This is a genomic window from Variovorax humicola, from assembly GCF_037889915.1.
Taxonomy (GTDB): Bacteria; Pseudomonadota; Gammaproteobacteria; order Burkholderiales; family Burkholderiaceae_C; genus Variovorax; species Variovorax humicola.
In genome coordinates this window covers 203811-222111 of sequence record NZ_JBBKZV010000002.1, presented here as the reverse complement: position 1 = coordinate 222111, position 18301 = coordinate 203811, and the positions used below count along the sequence as shown (strand labels likewise).

Below are 18301 nucleotides of genomic sequence, written 5' to 3'. Positions count from 1 at the left end.
CTTCAAACTCCTTTCACAGGCTTGACCAACATCAGGATCTGGTCGTGCGTCACGGGCTTGCCGTTGCCCACCAGGATGCGTTCGACGGTGCCTGCGACTTCGGAGCGGACCGTGTTGAACATCTTCATGACTTCCACCAGGCAGACCGTGTCGCCGGCTTGCACGGCGGCGCCGACCGTCACGAACTCCGGCTGGTCGGGGCTCGGGCGCAAGTAGAAGGTGCCGACCATCGGCGCGCGCACCGCAACCAGGCCTTCGGGCACTTCGGTCAGCGCTTCGGATCCGGCAGTTGCGGCGGCAGCAGGGGCCGGAGGGGCCGCAGATGCGGCGGCGTCCGCGGCGCCTTGCGCCGAAGCGGCAGGGCGGCTTGCACTGGCCTGCGGTGCGCGCTCGCGGATGGAGGCCGAGGCCCCTGGCTTGCGTGCATGGAGTTCGAACTCACCAACTGTTACGTCCAGCGATTCGAGGTGTTCGGCGCTATCGAGGATCTCGAGGATGCGACGTACGTCGGTATGGGAAAGAGGCATGGATTTGTCTCCAGGGGGTTTGGGCGGAAGTGTCCGCTTTGACAGCGCAGCCGTCTGCTGCAGTGGAATGAATTAAAACATGCAGATATGCCTATTGTCAACAATCCAAATGTCGATTACAGTACGTTCATTCCGACGCAGGGTCGGGCTTAACGAAGGACTCGACATGACGACACAAACGACGATTCGATCGGACATCACCGGTACGGTGTGGAAGATCGTGGTGCAGGAAGGCGATGCGCTGCAAGCCGACGACACCATCATGGTCCTGGAATCCATGAAGATGGAAATCCCGGTACTGGCGCCCGAGAACGGCCGGCTGATCAAGCTGCTGATCGCCGAGGGCGCGCCGGTGCGCGAGGGCCAGGAAATCGCGATCTTCGAAGAGGAGTGAGCCTCGTGAAGCTGATGTCGCTGCCCGAGCAGATCGCCGAGCGCATCTTTGCGGCCATCGCCAACGGCGAATACGCGCCGGGCGATCGCATCCGCGAGGAAATGCTGGCCGAGCAGTTCGAGGTCAGCCGCGGACCGGTTCGCGAGGCCCTGCGCATCCTCGAAAAAGACTCGGTCGTGCGCATCCTGCCCAACCGCGGTGCCCACGTCACGCAACTCTCGGTCAAGGAGGTCGCCGACATCTTCGAGATCCGCAGCAAGCTGGTGGGCGCGATGGTCCGCAGCCTCGGGCGCCCCGACGACAAATTGATCGCCCACATCGAAGGCAGGGTCAGCGAGCTCGAAGCCCTGGCCCGGGATCCGGGTGCGGGCGACGACTACCTCGCCGTCACCTACCAGCTCGCCCGCGTGCTGGCGCAGAGCTCCGGCAACGAGCGGCTCGCGGAGATCCTCGGTTCGCTGGCGCGGCAGACGCGCCGCTATTCGAAGCTGGGCTTGGCGACAGCCGCCCGGCGCAAGGAATCGGCACGGCTCTGGCGCGCCATGGTCGACGCGATGAAGGCGGGCGATCTCGAGAGTGCCGCCGCGGCCACCGAAGAAATGATCGACGCGTCGGCACGCGAGGCCGCGCGGCAACTGCAGCCCAGGAAGGCCGCGGCACGCCGTTCGAACCCTGAAGAAACGCCTGCTGCGCCCGCAGCGGGCACCCAGCATCCACAGGACACACTCCAATGAGTTCCACCCGAATCGCAGGCCACGCCCTGACATGGGCCGCCCGCCAGTTCCGCGACCGCACCGCGATCGTGTTTCGCGACCGCAGCTTCACCTACACGCAGATCGAGCGGCGCAGCAACCAGCTCGCCAATGCGCTGATCGGCCTGGGCCAACGCCCCGGCGAACGCATCGCGGTCCTGCTCAACAACTCGGTGGAGAGCATCGAGGCCCAGTTCGCCGCCGAGAAGGCCGCGCAGGGCTACGTTGCCCTCAATGCGCGCCACACGGTGCACGAGCAGGCGGCGATCCTCAACGACGCCGAGGCCTCGGTGCTCATCGCCGGCCCCGAGTTCCGTGACTCGGTACTGAAGGCGCGCCTGCGGGTCCCCTCTCTGCGCGTGGTGATCGGCGTGGGCTGGCAAGACGCGAGCGTGCGCGAATACGACGAGCTGCTGGCGCGCGCCTCGGACCAGGCGCCGCATCTCACGGTGCCGGCCGACCTGCTCCTGCGCATCGCCTACACCTCCGGTACCACCGGCAAGCCCAAGGGCGTGGCCTACAGCATCGAGCGCTGGGAGGCGCGCCTGGCCAACCAGTTCGCCGCCATGGAATATCGCCTCGGCACCGATGACGCGATGCTGCACGTCGGCCCGCTCACGCACGCCGCCGGCGTGCACCTGCTGCCGTGCTACCTGCGCGGCGCACGCAACATCGTGGCCGACAAGTTCGATGCGGAGCACGTGGTGGCCCAGATCGGCAGCGAGCGCATCAGCCAGTTGATGGTCGTGCCCACCATGATGGGCCGCCTGCTCGAAGTGGTGGCGGCCAACCCGCGCGCCGACCTGTCGTCGCTCGACCGCGTGCACTACGGCACCGCGCCGACGCCCACGAACATGATCCACGAGGCGCTGGAACGCCTGGGCCCGATCCTGCGCCAGCAGTACGGCATGACCGAGGCCGTGCAGCCCCTGTGCGTGCTCTATCCGCAGGACCACCTGCAGGACGGCAAGCCCTCGCAGCGCACCACCTCGTGTGGCCGGCCCACGAAGGATGTCGAGATCACGGTGCGCGACGCCGACGGCAATCCGGTGCAAGCCGGCGAAATCGGCGAGATCGCGATCGCGCACCGCGGCATCGGCGAAGTGGCCTTCTGGCGCCGACCCGACCTGGAGCGTGAATCCATCCGTGGCGGCTGGTACTACAGCGGCGACCTCGGCCGCTTCGACGACGAGGGCTTCCTCTACATCGTCGGGCGCAACAAGGACATGATGATCAGCGGCGGCTTCAACGTCTATGCGCGCGAAGTCGAGGACGCGTTGCACGCGCATCCGGGTGTTGCCGAGGTGGCCGTGCTCGGGCTGCCCGATGCCGAGTGGGGCGAAGTGGTCGCCGCATTCGTGGTGCGCCGGCCCGGCGAATCCATCGATGCCGCGGCGCTTGCGCGGCACAGCGGCGAGTTGATCGCCGGCTACAAGAAACCCCGCGTGATCGAGTTTGTCGACGCGCTGCCGCGCAACCACGCGGGCAAGGTAACCAAGAACGACCTGCGCGATGCCTACCTCGCGCGCCACCCCGAAGGAGCCATTTCCAAATGAACACCGCGCTGACTTCCCCTCCCGCCGCGGCAGCAGCCGCAGCAACAGCAGCCGCAGCAACAGCAGCAACAGCAGCAGCAGCAGCATCAGCCACAGGCGACTGGGCCGAGGACCTCCAGGAACTCGCCGAGCGCCGCGCCATCGCGACTGCACTCGGCGGCGAGGAGCAGATTGCCAAGCACCGTGCGCTGGGCAAGCTCACCGCGCGCGAGCGCATCGACCATCTGCTCGACGCCGGCAGCTTCGGCGAGATCGGCGTGTTGGCAGGCTCCGTCAAGTACGGTGCGGATCGCAAGCGCGCATCCTTCACGCCCAGCAATGCCGTCGTCGGCATCGGCAAGATCGACTCGCGGCGCACCGTCGTCGCGGCCGATGACTTCACCATCCGCGGCGGCTCGTCCGAGGGCTCGGTGTCGGAGAAGTGGATCTACGCCGATCGCTACGCCTGGGAATACAAACTGCCGCTGGTTCGCATGATCGACAGCGCCGGCGGCAGCGTGAAGCTGCTCGACAAGCTGGGCCACACCAAGATCCCGGGTTATCCGATGCTCCCGATGACGCAACTGCTCGGCGTGGTGCCGGTGGTCGGCATCGCACTCGGGGCCTGTGCTGGCCTTGGCGCGGTGCGCGTGGGTGCTTCGCACCTGGGCATCATGATCCGCGGCAAGAGCCAGATCTTCGCCGGCGGCCCGCCGGTGGTGAAGCAGGCGCTCGGCATCGACATCGACAAGGAGTCGCTCGGCGGCTATGACGCGATGCACCGCTACAGCGGCGCCGTCGGCCTGGCCGTCGATACCGAGGAAGAGGCAATGCAAGTGACGCGCCGCTTCCTGTCGTACCTGCCCGGCAACGTGTGGGAGCGCCCGCCGGTCGTCGCCTGCGACGATCCGGTCGACCGCTGCGACGCGTGGCTCAACAAGGCGATCCCGGCGGACAAGCGCAAGATCTTCCAGCCGCGCAAGATCCTGAAGTCCATCTTCGACGAGGGCTCGATCTTCGAGATGTCGCCGGATTTCGGCGGCTCGACCATCACCTGCTTCGCGCGCCTGAACGGCCACGCGGTCGGCGTGATGACGAACAACCCCATGATCATGGGCGGCGCGCTGACGCGCTCGGCCGCGCTGAAGATGGCGCGCTTCGTCGACCTGTGCGATACCTTCCATTTGCCCATCGTCAACCTGGCCGACCAGCCGGGCGTGATGACCGGGGCCGATGCCGAGCGCGAAGGCACCATCTCGGCCGCGTTGCAGGCGATGCACGCGATCGAGCAGTCGGGTGTGCCGTGGCTGGCAATCGTGCTGCGGCGCTGCGTTGGGCTGGCTGGTGCGATGCTGAGCCCGTTGCATGGTCCTTCGGGCACCTCGCTACCGAATCGTTATGCCTGGCCTTCCGCGCGTTGGGGTTCGATCCCGGTCGAAGGCGGCGTCGCCGCGGCTTACAAGAAGGACATTGCCGCCGCCGAAGACCCGGTTGCGCATCGCCTCGACCTGGAAGCGCACTATCACGCGATCTCCTCGCCGATGCGCACCGCCGAACGCTTCGGCGTGCTCGACATCATCGAGCCGGCATCGACGCGACCGCTGCTGTGCGCCTGGGTGGAGGACGCGTACCAGGCAACCGGCCGGCGTCTCGGCCCGGTTGGTCGCACGATGCGCTGAGGATCAAGGCTGGAGGAAAACCGCCGCGGCAAGGAGCGCGATGGCTGGGTCGAGCCGGCGTTTGCTCGCGCCAGGCCCTTCCGGTTCGCGAATTCACGGACTGGCGTTTCGTCGCGCGGCCGCTGGCTCGGCCAGCGTGCCGCCCACATCCTTGAGCAAGCGCTTGAACTCGGGTGAATCCGCCATGATCTTCCCGCCCGCGGCGCGCAGGCGGTCGACGGCTTCGTCGGGCAGTACGAAGGTGGTGGGCTGCTGGTTCAGGTATTCCAGTTCCGCCTTGTCCTTCAGCGCTGCGAACGATACGTCGATGGCATAGATCTCCGCGTCCGGCCCGCGTATGGCAGCCGCAAGCGCTGGATCCTTGTTGGCGGCCATCGTGGACGAGGTGCGGATTCGGCGCATGGTGTTCCATCGCGCGGCCATGTCGCGCAGCAGTTCCACGGCCTCGAACGAGTAGCGGTCGATCGGAACGCCGCTCGACTTCAGCAGGATCTCCACGCTGCCGGGCGGCGACTCCGATTGATCCCAATTCGTGGGAGGCGACGACAGCGAATTGACGATGATGACGACGATGCGCTTGGCCTGGTCGAGTTGCGTCGGCACGCCGGCTTCCTGCATGGCTTCGAGGATCTCCAGCGAATCGAGCACGCCGCGCATGCCCACGTTGTCGGAGACGCCGCCGTCCACCAGGTGAAGGTAGGGCCGCTTGGCGCTGTCGCCGAAGTCGCTCAGGGACCGGAGTGAGCGGATCGCCCGCGCGGCCGGCCGCGGCGGGTTGTCCGTGTCGATGAATCGGTTCACCCATTGGGGAGGCGTGAGCTTGCAGGTGCCACCGTAGTTGTTGAGCGTGACGGGCGAGAGCACCACCGGCACCGCCGAAGAGGCCGCCGCGGCGCGCGACAACGGTACGGCATTCAGGTCCGAGCAAAGAATGTCGAAGACGCCCTGCTGGAACACGACACGCGAGCCGCTCGAGATGTCGGTCGCCGAGGCGAGGATCAACGGTCCCTTGCCGCGATTCAGGTCGCCGAAGGTGGCGCCTTTGAAAAGGTACTCGTCGTACATCTGGGAGGCGAGCTCCGAACGCCCCCAGGCGGTGGACGACAGCTTGGCCCAGTTGAGCGGGTTCAGCGACCGGGAGACGATCTCGCCCTGGATGTCGCGCTTGAGAAAGCGCTGCTCGTAGTCGTCGAACAGCTTGTCGCCGTACAGGCCGTAGGCCAGCGCGGTGAAGCTGCCACCCGAGACGCCCGTGATGATGTCGACCTGGTCGATCAGGCGACCTCTTCCCTTGGCGTTGACGATCTCGGTGCGCCGGAGGTACTCGAGCACGCCATAGGAGAACGCCGCGGCCCGCGTGCCGCCGCCGGAGAAGGCGAGGATGACCAGCGTGTCCTTGTCCTTGACCTCGGCCTGGCGCGTCTCGAACCGATAGCCCTTGCCCGGATCGGCCTGCGTGATCGGCGGGTTGATCGGGCGAGTGGCACAACCGCCGAGCAGCAGCGCACAGGCGGCAAGGCACCATCGTGAAGTTGGCAGTTGAATCATTGGACCTCTTTCGTTTGATCTGGCACAGCGCGAGCAATTCGTCTTCGCCTTGGGGTATTGCAAGGATCAGGCCGGCCCTGCGCCGGGTGGCCAGCCAACAAGCGAGATGTCATTGCTGGAGGCGGTGTCGTTGCAGATACCAGCGCTGTTGACGATAGCCGTCGAACACCAGGTTGGAGCCTACTTCAAGCCAGGTCCTCGCGCCAATCTTTCAACTTCAATCGGGAAGGATTTCATCCCCGCCAACATATGGGCACATTCCACTTGTCAACAATCCTAATGTCGAGTAAAGTTCAGCTCATCCGAATTCAACCCGGCAAATACATGAGACACCCGAACATGACCACACAGACAAGGATCCGCTCCGAAATCACCGGCACCGTATGGAAAATCCTGGCACGGCCGGGCGACACCCTCCAGGCCGAAGACATCCTCATGGTGCTCGAATCCATGAAAATGGAGATCCCGGTGCTCGCGCCCGAGGCCGGCCGGCTGGTCGAGCTGTGCGTCGCCGAGGGCGCGCCGGTGCGCGACGGCCAGGAACTCGCGCTCTTCGAAGAGGCATCCGCATGATGGCCACGTCTGCAGCGCCCAGCGCGTCTGTCCCCGTCGCGGCCGCCAGCCTCTGCGGCTACGAGGAGCAACGCGCCCACCTCGACGCCCGCGTCGGCATCGCCCTCGCTATGGGCGGCGTAGCCAAGCTCGCGAAGCGCCGTGCCACTGGCCACCTCAACGCGCGCGAACGCATCGAGCACCTGGTGGACGCCGGCTCGTTCAGCGAGACCGGGATGCTGGCCGTCTCGGTGATGGCGGCCGATCGCCAATCTTCGCCGGCCGATGCCAAGATCACCGGAACCGGACGCATCGAAGGGCGGCGTGTCGCCGTGGTGTCGAACGACATGACGGTCATGGGTGCGTCGTCCTCTGCCATCAACATTCGCAAGATCGCCCGCCTCAAGGAGACCGCCACACGCAACGGCATGCCGTTGGTCTTCCTCGGCGAATCGAGCGGTTCACGGGTGCCAGACAGCCTGGGTGCCGAAGCCATGGCCTCAGCCGGGCAAGACCCGCAGCAATACTGCCGGCGCCGCGAAATCCCCTGGGTCAGCGCCGTACTCGGCCCGTGCCTGGGCTCGTCGACCTGGTACACCTGCCTGTCCGACTTCGTGGTGATGCGCAAGGGCGCGTTCCTCGCGGTGTCGAGCGCGCGCGTCACGTCGTTGGCGATCGGCGAAGCCGTGGACCCCGAGGAACTCGGCGGCTGGAAGCTGCATGCCGACCAGACGGGGCTCGTGGACGTGATCGTCAACAGCGACGAGGAAGCGCTCGCGGCCATCCGCCGTTTCCTCAGCTACCTGCCCTCGCATGCGGGTGCCCGGCCGCCCAGCCTTCCCGCGGAAGAGGCGATTGCCCCTGACCCGGACAAGTTGCTCGAACTCGTGCCGTCCGCGCGCAGCAAGACCTACGACATGCGCAAGGTCATCGCCGGCATCGTCGACGAAGGCAGCTTCTTCAACCTGAAGGACCGCTTCGGTCGCGCCGCCGTGACCGGCCTGGCGCGCCTGAACGGCGAGAGCGTGGGCATCGTCGCGTCCAACCCGATGTTCAAGGGCGGTGCGATGGACCCGGAGGCCTGCCGCAAGGTCACCTCGTTCCTGGTGATGTGCGATTCCTTCAACATCCCGATCCTGTTCCTGGTCGACACCCCGGGCTTCCTGGTCGGCATCGAGGGCGAGCGCAAGGCCGCGCCGGCGCACATCATGAACATGATCCACGCGGTGCAGCTGTGCAGCGTGCCCAAGCTGTCGGTGATCCTGCGCAAGAGCTACGGGCAGGCCTACATCAACATGGGTGGCGGGCGCAACAGCGACGAGGTGGCGGCCTGGACGAGTGCCGACACCAGCTTCATGGACCCGCAGATCGGCGTCAGCGTGCTGCACGGCATCAAGCGCGAGGACGATCCCGAGCGCTTCGACCAGCTGAAGACCGAACTGTCGCGCGACACCTCGGCCTACGCATTGGCCGGCGCCTTCGGCGTGCAGGTGGTGATCGCCCCGCAGCAGACCCGCGGCTGGCTCATCGAAGCCATGGCCACCCATCGCCGCGAACGCAACGGCGGCATCGGCGAGCACGACATGCGCTCGTGGCCGACCTACATCTGAACGCATGCGCAGCACCAGCCCACCCAACACAACGCAAGACAAGACAAGCGGAGTCATTCATGACCTATTCATCCAACCGCCGCAAGCTCGGTGCCATTCTTGGCGCAGCTTTTGCCTTGCTCGCTGCGGCCCCTGCGTTCGCGCAGGCGCCATCGGACAAGCCGGTACGCATCATCGTGGCCGGGCCGCCCGGCGGCACGCTCGACGTCGTGTCGCGCCTGCTGTCCGACGGCCTGCAGAAAGAGCTGAACCAGACGGTCATCGTCGATTCGAAGCCCGGCGCGGGCGGCGCCGTGGCGGTCAGCGACCTGATGCAGTCGCCGCACGACGGCAACACGATGATCGTCACGCTCGATGCGATCGTCAGCGAGATCCCGCACATCGTGAAGCTGCGCTTCGACATGGCAAAGGAGATCAAGCCGCTGGTCGAGCTCGCGCGCGGCGGCCTCGTGCTGGTGGGCAACCCCGCGGTGCCGGCAAAGAACCTGGCTGGGCTGATCGCCTACGTGAAGTCCAATCCTGGCAAGGTGAGCTATGCCTCCTACAGCGCGGGCACGGTCTCGCACATCATGGGGCTGCAACTGAACCGGGCGGCCGGCATCGACATGGCGCACGTCGGCTACAAAGGCTCGCCACCGGCACTGGTCGACGTGGTCGGCGGGCATGTGCCGCTGATGTTCGCCGGCATCCCGAATGCCATCCCGCTGGTCAAGGCCGGCAAGGTCGTGCCCTACGCCGTCAGCCTGCCTCAGCGTTCGCCCAACCTTCCCAACGTGCCCACGTTTGCCGAGGTGGGCTATCCGCAGCTCGAAGCGCTGGCATGGGTCGGCCTGTGGATCACGCCTGACGTGCCTGCCGCGGCGCAGACCCGCCTGCGCGACGCCGCGCTGAAAGTGATGGCGCAACCGGCAATGCGCGAGCGCCTGCGGGAGTTCGGCCTCGATGCCGGCCAGCCGCGCACGCCCGATGAATTGGCCAGCACGCTGCGCGCCGACTTCGAGCGCAATGGCGCCGTCCTGAAATCGATCAACTTCCAGCCCGAGTGAGCCAGTCGAAACCATGAGCCACGCCTTGTCGACCGCGCCAGTCGGCGCCTTCTCGCCGGAGCCGGTCCGGTTCTCGCGCCTCTACGCCTGGTGCGTCTTCGCCCTCACTTTCGGCCTCATGATGTCCGACTACCTGTCGCGGCAGGTCATTGGGGCGGTCATGCCGGTCCTCAAGCTCGAGTGGTCGCTGCTGGATTCGCAGCTGGCGATGCTCGTGAGCGTTGTCTCGCTGGTTGTCGGCGTGCTGACGGTGCCGATCTCGCTGGTCGCCGACCGCTGGGGTCGCGTCAGGAGCATCACGCTCATGGCGTTCGTGTGGTGCCTGGCGACCATCGCCTGCGGTCTCGCACAAAGCCATGGGCAGCTGTTGTGGGCGCGGGCCTTCGTGGGCCTGGGTGAAGCGGCCTACGGCGCTGCCGGTGCCGCATTGCTGGCGCACGTGTTTCCTGCGAAGCAGCGCGCGGCCGTGCTTGGTGCCTTCCTGTCGGCGAGCCTGTTCGGCTCGGTGCTGGGTGTGGTCATCGGCGGCGCGGTGGCGGCCCAGGCGGGCTGGCGCATGGCCTTCTTCGCGGTGGGTGCGCCGGGCCTGCTTCTGGCCTTGATCTATCCCTTCGTCGTGCGCGACTACAAGACAGTCGCCTTGACGGCCGAGGTGCGGGGCGGCGGTGCCACGGCGCGCCTGAGTGCCCGCCAAGTCGGGCGTGAAGTCTTTGCCGCTCGCTCGGGCAATCTCGCGTACATCGCGAGCGGGCTGCAGATGGCGATGCCGGCGATGCTCATTGCCTGGCTGCCCACCTATTTCGTCCGCTACTACGGCATGGACGTGAAGCACGGCGCGCTCATGGCCGCCGTTGCCGTCATGGCGGCGGGCGTCGGCATGGTCTTCGGTGGTGGCCTGGCGGACCGGCTGAGCGCGAAGAATCCGCGGCTGCGGGCGCTGGTGCCGGCCGTCTATTCCGCGTTGACGGCCCTGGTGCTCATTGCCGGCTTCGCACTGCCGCCGGGCTCGTTGGCGATGGGCCTGATCTTTGCGGGTGCCTTGTTCGCTGCTGCGCAGGGTGGCTGTTCCGCCGCGATTGCCTGCGACGTCACGCATCCCGGCGTCCGCGCCACTGTGACCGCGACGATGGCCCTGGCCAACAACCTCATCGGGCTCGCGCCGGGCCCGCTGATCGTCGGCATGTTGTCGGACGTGTTGGGCCTGAAGCTCGCGCTGACCGTGGCACCTGCGATGGCGCTCGCGGCGGCCTTCTTCTTCGTGCTGACCTCGCGCAGCTACGAGGCGGATGCGGCGCGCATTCGTGCCCGGGTCGCGCAGAACGCCGGCTGAACGCCGCCAGCAAGATTCCCCAACTTTTCCTGCCGTGAATCTCTCTGCGACCTTGCCCGCCTGGCACGCGCCCGCGCGCACCGACTTCCACGGCATCCTCGTGTCTGTGGTGGCGTTTGCCGTGCTGGTCGCCATCAACAGCACCGGCGTGATCCCGGCCGTCGCACAGCAGTCGCTGCAGACGCTGTCGACCTGGCTGCTCGTGGTGTCCATGGCTGCCGTCGGCATGAAGTCGAACATGCGGGACTTTGCCAAGGTCGGCATGAAGCCGATCATGCTGATGGTCAGCGAGACCGTGTTCCTCGCGATCCTGGTGGTCGCGTTCATCCACATCGCGCGCTGAGTCCACTCGCGCGAAGGCATCCACAAACAGGAGATGACATCCATGATGACAGCACAGGAAGCATTGCAGCGCCTGCGGGAAGGCAACGAGCGCTTCGCCTCGGGCGTCGGGAACGAAGAGACATTCATGAAGCGCTTGCGACGCGCGCGGACCGACTTCCAGCAAGAGCCGTTCGCCATCGTCATCGGGTGCTCGGACTCGCGCGTGCCGGTGGAGATCGTGTTCGACCAGGACCTCGGCGACCTGTTCGTGATTCGCGTCGCGGGCAACATCGTCGCGCCCTCGCAACTGGGCAGCGTCGAGTACGCCGCCGCCGCATTCGGCACGCCGCTGGTCGTGGTACTGGGCCACTCCCACTGCGGCGCCATTCTCGGCACCCTGGAGCGCTTGCGGCGGCCGGCGGAAGCCCGTTCGCCGAACATGCGCTTCATCGCCGAGCGCATCGAGCCCGCCGTGGCCGGACTGCTGGCGCCGGAACTCGGCTACGACCGCGAGACGCTCATCTGCGAAAGCGTACGGGCGAATGTGCGCCAGTCGGTCGACCAGTTGCGCCACGGCTCGGCGATCCTCGAAGGCCTGATCGAAAGCGGCCAATTGAGCGTGGTCGGTGCAGAATATTCGCTGGGGACCGGCAGGGTCACGCTCCTCGATGATGCGCAACTGATGTCCTCGTAGCCGCGGCGATGATTTCCCAACGAGGCTAGGTCGTCATACGATGGAGGCGATGGCGGTTCTTGCGGGGCCTTCGAAGTGCCGGGACGTCTTGCCATCCCCCGCAATCTCAATAGAGGAGACAACCATGACTATCCGGATTGGACGTTGGCTCGGCCGCAATGGGAGCGGCCTCGAGATTCTTTCCATCGGGGAGGGCGGCCACCTCACGGGACGCTATCAGACGAAGGTCGGATTTCCCGATCCCGGCGCGTGGTTCGACGCGCACGGAATGACCGACGGCATGCTGATCGGGTTCACGGTGCTCTGGAAGAATCAGAAGGAGCAGCACGGCTCGCTGACAAGCTTTACCGGCCGCTACCTTGCCAAGGGCACGGAAGATGGCCTCGGCGACTCGTCGCGCGAGCGCATCGAGGCGCTTTGGCATCTCGCCCGACTCAACGACGGCGATGATCCCGCCAAGCCGCATGCAATGTGGGAGACCTTCCTGACGAATTCGACGGTCTGGTACTGGACGCCTTAGCGCATATGCCGCGGCGCGAGTCTTGAGCGGGCGGCGCCGGGGAGGGCACGCGCGCCCCAATGAAAATGTCCTGTGGTTTAATCGGCTGACTACAACGTGATTGTTGACAACATCGTTTCAACTCATGTAGACATCCAGAGTATCCGACATGACAAAACAGATGATTCGGCCCGATGCATCGATGCGGGGCAAGCCCACCCGCCAACTGATGACGCTGCCCGAGCAGATCGCCGAGCGCATCTTCAACGCCATTGCGAGCGGCGAATACGCGCCGGGTGATCGCATTCGCGAGGAGGCGCTGGCCGAGGAGTTCGCGGTGAGCCGCGGACCCGTGCGTGAAGCCTTGCGCATCCTGGAAAGCGATTCGGTCGTGCGCATCCTGCCCAATCGCGGCGCGCACGTCACGCAACTCTCGATGAAGGAGGTCGGCGACATCTTCGAGATTCGTCGCAAGTTGTCAGGGGCCATGGTGGGCCGGCTGAGTCCCGAGGAGGCGGTCGCTCTGGCGGCGAGCATGGAAGCGGACATCAAATCGCTGGACACGCTGGCCCAGGACCCGGAAGCCGCCGCTGCGTACTTCGATACCTCGTTCCGCCTGAGCCGCATGCTGCGCGACAGTTGCAGCAATGAACGCATGGCTGACATCCTTGCGTCGCTGGCGCGCCAGACGCTGCGCTACACACAACTTGGCCTGGCCACACCGGCGCGACGCAAGGAATCGGCGCGCAATTGGCGGGCCATGCAAAAAGCCCTGAAAGCGGGCAACGTGGAACTCGCCGCCGACGCGGCGGAGAAACTGATCGAGGATTCGAAGCGCGAGGCCGTCAAGCAACTCGAAGCGCGCCAAGCCGCCGCTTGAAGCGGACACCTCGTCCAGGAGCACCTTCATTTCCTGCGGCCGGGTTGAAGGCGCGGCGCCATGGTTTTATGCGGCGCCTCGTAGCACGGGCCGCGAAACAATGCGAGGATGCGCACGAATTTGCAGTGGCCAGATGCGCAGGGCGCGCGGAGAATTGATATGTCAGCTTTTCAGGTCGATGAGGTCGTTGCGGCGTTGCAAGGCGTGCGGCGCGAATGGCGCGACACGCAGCAGCGCATGCAGACCGGCGGCGAGCGCGAGTTGCCTTCGCGCGAGGTGGTGGCCGATGTGGTGGAGGCGCTCACCGGCGCGCTGTTTCCGATGCGGCTCGGCCCGACCGACCTACGCCAGGAGAGCGAGGACTTCTACGTCGCCCACACGCTCGACAACGCGCTGCACCACCTGCATGCGCAAGCCACGCTGGAACTGCGGCACGAGCGTCGTCGCACAGCGGCCGAACTGGCGGAACTGAGTGCCGAAGCGCAGCAGCGCGTGCGCGAATTCGCCGCCGCCTTGCCCGGCATCCGGCAGTTGCTGGACACCGACGTGATGGCCGCCTTTCACGGCGACCCGGCCGCGCGCAGCGTCGACGAAGTGCTGCTGTGCTATCCGGGCGTCCTGGCGATGATCCATCACCGCATGGCGCACCGGCTTTACAAGCTCGGCCTCACGCTGCTGGCCCGCATCGTGGCCGAGCGCGCGCATGCGCAGACCGGGATCGACATCCACCCCGGCGCGCAAATCGGCGCGGGCTTCTTCATCGACCACGGCACCGGCGTGGTCATTGGCGAGACGGCCGTCATCGGCGAGCGCGTGCGGCTCTATCAGCACGTCACGCTCGGCGCCAAGCGCTTTCCGATCGAGAGCGACGGCCACCTCATGAAGGGCCTGCCGCGTCATCCGGTGCTGGAGGACGACGTGGTGATCTATGCCGGCGCCACCATCCTCGGTCGCGTCACGATCGGCAAGGGTGCAACCGTGGGCGGCAACGTGTGGGTCACGCAGGACGTGCCGCCGGGCTGCAGCGTCACCCAGGCCCTGTCGCGCGAACTCGCGCGCGACCCCAATGCGGTGCCGGCCGCGGTATCCGCCAAATAGCATCCACACGATCCATCGCGAAAGGAACTGCCATGGCCCATCCTTTCAACCCGGCGGCTCTGCTGGCCGTCGACCCGGCAACCGACCATGTGCGCGGCCCGGCGTCGGCCCGCGTCACGGTGGTCGAATACGGCGACTTCGAATGCCCTTCATGCCGGCAGGCGCAATCTGCGCTGAAGATCGTGCTGGGGCATTTCGGCAATGACGTGCGCTTCGTGTTCCGCCACTTTCCTCTGCGCGAAGTCCATCCGCATGCCGAGATCGCGGCCGAGGCCTCGGAGGCCGCCGCCGCGCAGCACAAGTTCTGGCAGTTCCACGACTTGCTGTTCGCACACCAGCTCCAACTCGACGCGAAGCACATCCGCCAGTACGCCACGCAGGCCGGCCTCGACATGCCGCGCTTCTCCAATGAGATGAGCGACCACGTCTACCTGCAGCGCGTGCAGGCGCAGCTCGAAAGCGGCCGCCGCCTCAGCGTGCGGTCCACACCTACCTTCTATGTCAACGGCGCGTTCTGCGACGTGTCGTTCGGGCTCGATCACCTGCACAAGGTGATCGACACGGCGCTGGCCGAATCCGGCCAATGAGTCAGTCGTTTCTTCAACTCACCAACGAGGAATTCATGAGCACATTCAAGATCGGCGTTGTCATCGGCAGCCTCCGCAAGGACTCGTTCAACCGCAAGCTGGCCCTCGCGCTGGCTGCCCTCGCACCTGACGACTTCGTGCTGGAGCACCTGCGCATCGACGACCTGCCCCTGTACAACCAGGACCAGGACGGCAACCAGGCCGAGTCGGTCAAGCGCTTCAAGACCGAGATCGTGTCCTGCCAGGGCCTGCTGTTCCTCACGCCCGAATACAACCGATCCATTCCCGGCGTGCTGAAGAACGCGATCGACAACGCCTCGCGCCCCTATGGCCAAAGCGCCTGGGCCGGCAAGCCCGCCGGCGTCGTCGGAATCTCGGTCGGCGCCATCGGAACCGCGATGGCGCAACAGCACCTGCGCAATGTGCTGGCTTACCTCGACGTGCCGACGATGGGCCAACCCGAGGCTTTCGTGCAGAACAAGGAAGGTCTGTTCGACGACAAGGGCCACATAGGCATCGAGTCCACGAAGAAGTTCCTGCAGGGCTGGATGGACAAGTACGTGGCCTGGATCAAGACCCATAACGCCTGAGGCCAGGCCATGCGTCCTGTGTTGATCGCCGCCTTGTGGTTATGCGCAGCGGCCGCTGTGCATGCCGAGGAGGCGTTCGACTTCAACCGCGATTGCGCGAAATGGATCGAGCAGCACGGCTACTCGCTGGACTACATCGTCCTGAAGACCGGCAAGCGGCAGCGCGGCCAGCCGAAGGCATGGCGCGGCAATGTCGAGCCGAGGGACGTGCAGCCCGGTGACGTCGTCATCATGTACATCCAGGACCGTGGCAACAGCGAACGCGTGGCCTATGTCGAGGAAGTGCGCCGCAATGCGGACGGCACGGCTGGCGCTGTCTTCGTCACCGAGTGGAACCGGGGCAAGTACATCGACCGGGCCTGTTTCGTGACGGACCACTTCGGACGCCTCTCGGAGTCGAAGCCGGTCACTGTCGACACCATCGACAAGGTGTGGCGGCCGAGCCTGCCGTTGAAGGGCGCGGCGGCGGAGTGATCAGGTGAACTCGAGCACGCCATCGGCGACTGCCCCGAAGCGCATCGCGAACAGGTCGGCAATGTAGTTCTGGTTGAGCTTCCACGGCTTGGTAGTGCCCTGCTTGGGCAGCATTTCCGCAGCGCGCTGGAAGTAGCCAGAAGAAAAATCCACCCACGGCATCAGCGGTGTATCCGGTCCCGTCGGGGGGACGATGCACCGGCGCGCACCTGTCTTTCGCATGTGGTTGAGCAGCCTGCAGACGTACTTCGCGGTGAGGTCGGCCTTCAGCGTCCAGGAGGCATTCGTGTAGCCGAACGTGTTGGCCATGTTCGGCACGCCGGTGTACATCAGCCCCTTGTAGTTGACCGTGCGCGCCGGTTCCACGCGCTGGCCGTCGACATACAGCGCGGTGTTGCCGAGCATGGCCAGCTTGAGACCCGTGGCGCTGACGACGATGTCGGCGTCCAGCGCGGCGCCGGACTTCAGCTTCAAACCGGTTTCGGTGAACGACTCGATGTGGTCCGTGACCACGGATGCGCGCCCGGTGTTGATGGCCTTGAAGAAATCGCCGTCGGGCACCAGGCACAGGCGCTGCTCCCACGGGTTGTAGCGTGGCGTGAAATGCGTGGCGATGTCGGCCTGGGGTCCGAGCGCCCGGCGCACGCCGCCCAGCAGGAGTTCACGCATGCGCTGCGGCCTTCGCTTGCACAGGCGGAAGATGAACATGCCTAGCAACACGTTCTTCCAGCGCGTCAGCGTCAGCGCCATCCGCAAGGGCAGGCGCCGCCGCAGCCTGGTGTCGAGCGGGTCGACCGAAGGCCGCGCCACCATCCACGTCGGCGAGCGCTGCAGCATGGTCACGTGGGCGGCCTTCCCGGCCAGCGCCGGCACCAGCGTCACTGCCGTCGCGCCGCTGCCGATCACGACGACCTTCCTGCCTTCGTAGTCCAGGTCCTCGGGCCACTCCTGCGGATGCACCATGCGCCCGCCGAAGCGCTCCCTCCCCGGAAAGTCGGGCTGGTAGCCGCCGGCGTAGTCGTAGTACCCGCTGCACATGAACAGGAAGCCGCAGCGCAGGTTCACGATGCTGCCATCGGTCTCGCGGCGAACCTCGACGGTCCATTGCGCATCCGGTGTCGACCAGTCCGCGCGAAGCATCCGATGGCCGAAGCGGATCTTGCGGTCGATGCCGTACTCCCGCGCCGTCTCGCGCAGGTAGTTGAGGATGGTCGGCCCGGCGGCGATGGCTTTCAGGTCGGTCCACTGGCGAAAGGAATAGCCGAGCGTGTGCATGTCGGAATCCGATCGCACGCCCGGATAGCGGAACAGGTCCCACGTCCCGCCCAGGTCGTTGCGCGCCTCGACGATGGCATAGCTGCGGTCCGGGCAAAGCGTTTGCAGGTGGTAGCCGGCGCCGATGCCGGACAGTCCCGCACCAACCACCAGCACGTCCACAAATTCATCGCTCATGCAGCCGAACCTCGAACCGGCGACACCGGCAAGTGCACCCTGCGCGGCAGGAATTCGGCGGACGGCGTTCCCGCGCGCATGCGGGCGATCCAGTCTTCAGGATCGAACTCGACGCCGATCGGATTCGCCGCAAAGTGCGGGCCTTCCATGAAGGCATTGGCCTCGTCGTTGTTCGCGCAGGCGTCGACCTGGAACTCCATCTGGTTGCCGTCCGGGTCGGCGTAATACATCGACACCGTCACGCCGTGGTGGATGCACCAGTAAGGCGCAATGCCCTTCTCCTTGAGTTGCGCGTAGTTCTCGAACAGGTCGTCGAGCGACGCGTAGGTGTAGGCAACATGGTCCACACCGATGATGCCGGTGCGATCGGTTTCGGTGCCTTCGGGCTGCAGCACCGCGAGGTTGATGAATGCGAAGCGATGGTGTTCGTCGTCGTAGGTCAGGAAGGCCAGCACCGGATTCTGGTGCTGGACATGGGCATCGAAAACCGTCGCGTACCAGCGAAGCATGGCCTCGAACCGGCGCGTGCGATAGACAACATGGACGAACTTCTGCGGGCGGATGCGCGGCATGACTTCTCCTGGGACGCGAAGCGACGGAGGCCATCTTTTCATACGCGCGGGCCGATGGCGACAGGGATATCTCGAGGTTGGCCTCTCATGGCGCCGCCTCAAGCCGTGCGACCGATTTCCCGGGGTTCACCCACCTCGGGCCGACGATTCCGCCGGCC

Annotated in this window: 20 protein-coding genes; 16 read left to right on the top strand and 4 right to left on the bottom strand. The window is 65.9% G+C overall.

Features of this window, described 5'->3' with window-relative positions; genetic code table 11:
* Positions 1 to 2: 2 nt before the first annotated feature.
* Complete coding sequence (accB, locus tag WKW80_RS04790) at positions 3 to 527, bottom strand: acetyl-CoA carboxylase biotin carboxyl carrier protein (protein ID WP_340362405.1); 525 nt, start codon at positions 525 to 527, stop codon at positions 3 to 5.
* A 166-nt stretch (positions 528 to 693) separates the two neighbouring features.
* On the opposite strand from accB, the gene WKW80_RS04785 reads away from it, so the two are divergent.
* From WKW80_RS04785 to WKW80_RS04770, 4 genes are read left to right on the top strand one after another with little or no spacing between them, the layout of a single operon-like run.
* On the top strand, positions 694 to 921 hold the full coding sequence (locus WKW80_RS04785) for a biotin/lipoyl-binding carrier protein (RefSeq protein WP_340362404.1): 228 nt from the start codon (positions 694 to 696) through the stop codon (positions 919 to 921).
* A gap of 14 nt (positions 922 to 935) precedes the next feature.
* Complete coding sequence (locus WKW80_RS04780; protein ID WP_340362816.1) at positions 936 to 1655, top strand: GntR family transcriptional regulator; 720 nt, start codon at positions 936 to 938, stop codon at positions 1653 to 1655.
* Complete coding sequence (locus WKW80_RS04775) at positions 1652 to 3229, top strand: class I adenylate-forming enzyme family protein (RefSeq protein WP_340362403.1); 1578 nt, start codon at positions 1652 to 1654, stop codon at positions 3227 to 3229. The genes WKW80_RS04780 and WKW80_RS04775 overlap by 4 nt, the downstream gene beginning before the upstream one ends.
* The gene (locus tag WKW80_RS04770) at positions 3226 to 4887 is read left to right on the top strand and encodes an acyl-CoA carboxylase subunit beta (protein WP_340362402.1); all 1662 of its coding nucleotides are present in this window, start codon (positions 3226 to 3228) and stop codon (positions 4885 to 4887) included. The genes WKW80_RS04775 and WKW80_RS04770 overlap by 4 nt, the downstream gene beginning before the upstream one ends.
* A 93-nt stretch (positions 4888 to 4980) precedes the next feature.
* On the opposite strand, the gene WKW80_RS04765 is transcribed toward WKW80_RS04770, so the two are convergent.
* A complete protein-coding gene (locus WKW80_RS04765) occupies positions 4981 to 6435 on the bottom strand; it encodes a patatin-like phospholipase family protein (protein ID WP_340362401.1) in 1455 nt (484 codons plus the stop codon).
* A gap of 339 nt (positions 6436 to 6774) precedes the next feature.
* Between WKW80_RS04765 and WKW80_RS04760 the strand changes: the two genes are divergently transcribed.
* From WKW80_RS04760 to WKW80_RS04705, 12 genes are all read left to right on the top strand, one after another.
* The gene (locus tag WKW80_RS04760) at positions 6775 to 7008 is read left to right on the top strand and encodes an acyl-CoA carboxylase biotin carboxyl carrier protein subunit (protein ID WP_340362400.1); all 234 of its coding nucleotides are present in this window, start codon (positions 6775 to 6777) and stop codon (positions 7006 to 7008) included.
* A complete protein-coding gene (locus WKW80_RS04755) occupies positions 7005 to 8597 on the top strand; it encodes an acyl-CoA carboxylase subunit beta (RefSeq protein ID WP_340362399.1) in 1593 nt (530 codons plus the stop codon). Before WKW80_RS04760 ends, WKW80_RS04755 begins: the two co-directional genes overlap by 4 nt.
* A gap of 59 nt (positions 8598 to 8656) precedes the next feature.
* Positions 8657 to 9643: a Bug family tripartite tricarboxylate transporter substrate binding protein gene (locus tag WKW80_RS04750; protein ID WP_340362398.1), complete on the top strand. Its 987-nt coding sequence runs from the start codon at positions 8657 to 8659 to the stop codon at positions 9641 to 9643.
* A gap of 13 nt (positions 9644 to 9656) precedes the next feature.
* The gene (locus tag WKW80_RS04745; RefSeq protein ID WP_340362397.1) at positions 9657 to 10973 is read left to right on the top strand and encodes an MFS transporter; all 1317 of its coding nucleotides are present in this window, start codon (positions 9657 to 9659) and stop codon (positions 10971 to 10973) included.
* Between the two features lie 34 nt (positions 10974 to 11007).
* On the top strand, positions 11008 to 11316 hold the full coding sequence (locus WKW80_RS04740; protein ID WP_340362396.1) for a putative sulfate exporter family transporter: 309 nt from the start codon (positions 11008 to 11010) through the stop codon (positions 11314 to 11316).
* Positions 11317 to 11358: 42 nt separating this feature from the next.
* Positions 11359 to 11991, top strand: coding sequence for a carbonic anhydrase (locus tag WKW80_RS04735; protein ID WP_340362395.1), 633 nt, complete (start codon positions 11359 to 11361; stop codon positions 11989 to 11991).
* Positions 11992 to 12115: 124 nt separating this feature from the next.
* Positions 12116 to 12511 carry an avidin/streptavidin family protein gene (locus tag WKW80_RS04730; RefSeq protein ID WP_340362394.1) on the top strand — a complete coding sequence of 132 codons (396 nt, stop codon included), beginning with the start codon at positions 12116 to 12118 and terminating at the stop codon, positions 12509 to 12511.
* A gap of 148 nt (positions 12512 to 12659) precedes the next feature.
* Complete coding sequence (locus tag WKW80_RS04725) at positions 12660 to 13370, top strand: GntR family transcriptional regulator (RefSeq protein ID WP_340362393.1); 711 nt, start codon at positions 12660 to 12662, stop codon at positions 13368 to 13370.
* Between the two features lie 159 nt (positions 13371 to 13529).
* On the top strand, positions 13530 to 14468 hold the full coding sequence (gene epsC / locus WKW80_RS04720) for a serine O-acetyltransferase EpsC (RefSeq protein WP_340362392.1): 939 nt from the start codon (positions 13530 to 13532) through the stop codon (positions 14466 to 14468).
* A gap of 32 nt (positions 14469 to 14500) precedes the next feature.
* The gene (locus WKW80_RS04715; RefSeq protein WP_340362391.1) at positions 14501 to 15055 is read left to right on the top strand and encodes a DsbA family protein; all 555 of its coding nucleotides are present in this window, start codon (positions 14501 to 14503) and stop codon (positions 15053 to 15055) included.
* Positions 15056 to 15090: 35 nt separating this feature from the next.
* Positions 15091 to 15645 carry an NADPH-dependent FMN reductase gene (locus WKW80_RS04710; RefSeq protein ID WP_340362390.1) on the top strand — a complete coding sequence of 185 codons (555 nt, stop codon included), beginning with the start codon at positions 15091 to 15093 and terminating at the stop codon, positions 15643 to 15645.
* A gap of 9 nt (positions 15646 to 15654) precedes the next feature.
* Positions 15655 to 16119, top strand: a complete 465-nt coding sequence (locus WKW80_RS04705) for a hypothetical protein (protein ID WP_340362389.1) — start codon at positions 15655 to 15657, stop codon at positions 16117 to 16119.
* Here WKW80_RS04705 and WKW80_RS04700 read toward each other — a convergent pair whose 3' ends face one another.
* Both WKW80_RS04700 and WKW80_RS04695 read right to left on the bottom strand, forming a co-directional pair.
* Positions 16120 to 17571, bottom strand: a complete 1452-nt coding sequence (locus tag WKW80_RS04700; RefSeq protein WP_340362388.1) for a flavin-containing monooxygenase — start codon at positions 17569 to 17571, stop codon at positions 16120 to 16122.
* The gene (locus tag WKW80_RS04695) at positions 17568 to 18143 is read right to left on the bottom strand and encodes a VOC family protein (RefSeq protein WP_340362387.1); all 576 of its coding nucleotides are present in this window, start codon (positions 18141 to 18143) and stop codon (positions 17568 to 17570) included. Before WKW80_RS04695 ends, WKW80_RS04700 begins: the two co-directional genes overlap by 4 nt.
* Between the last annotated feature and the right edge of the window lie 158 nt (positions 18144 to 18301).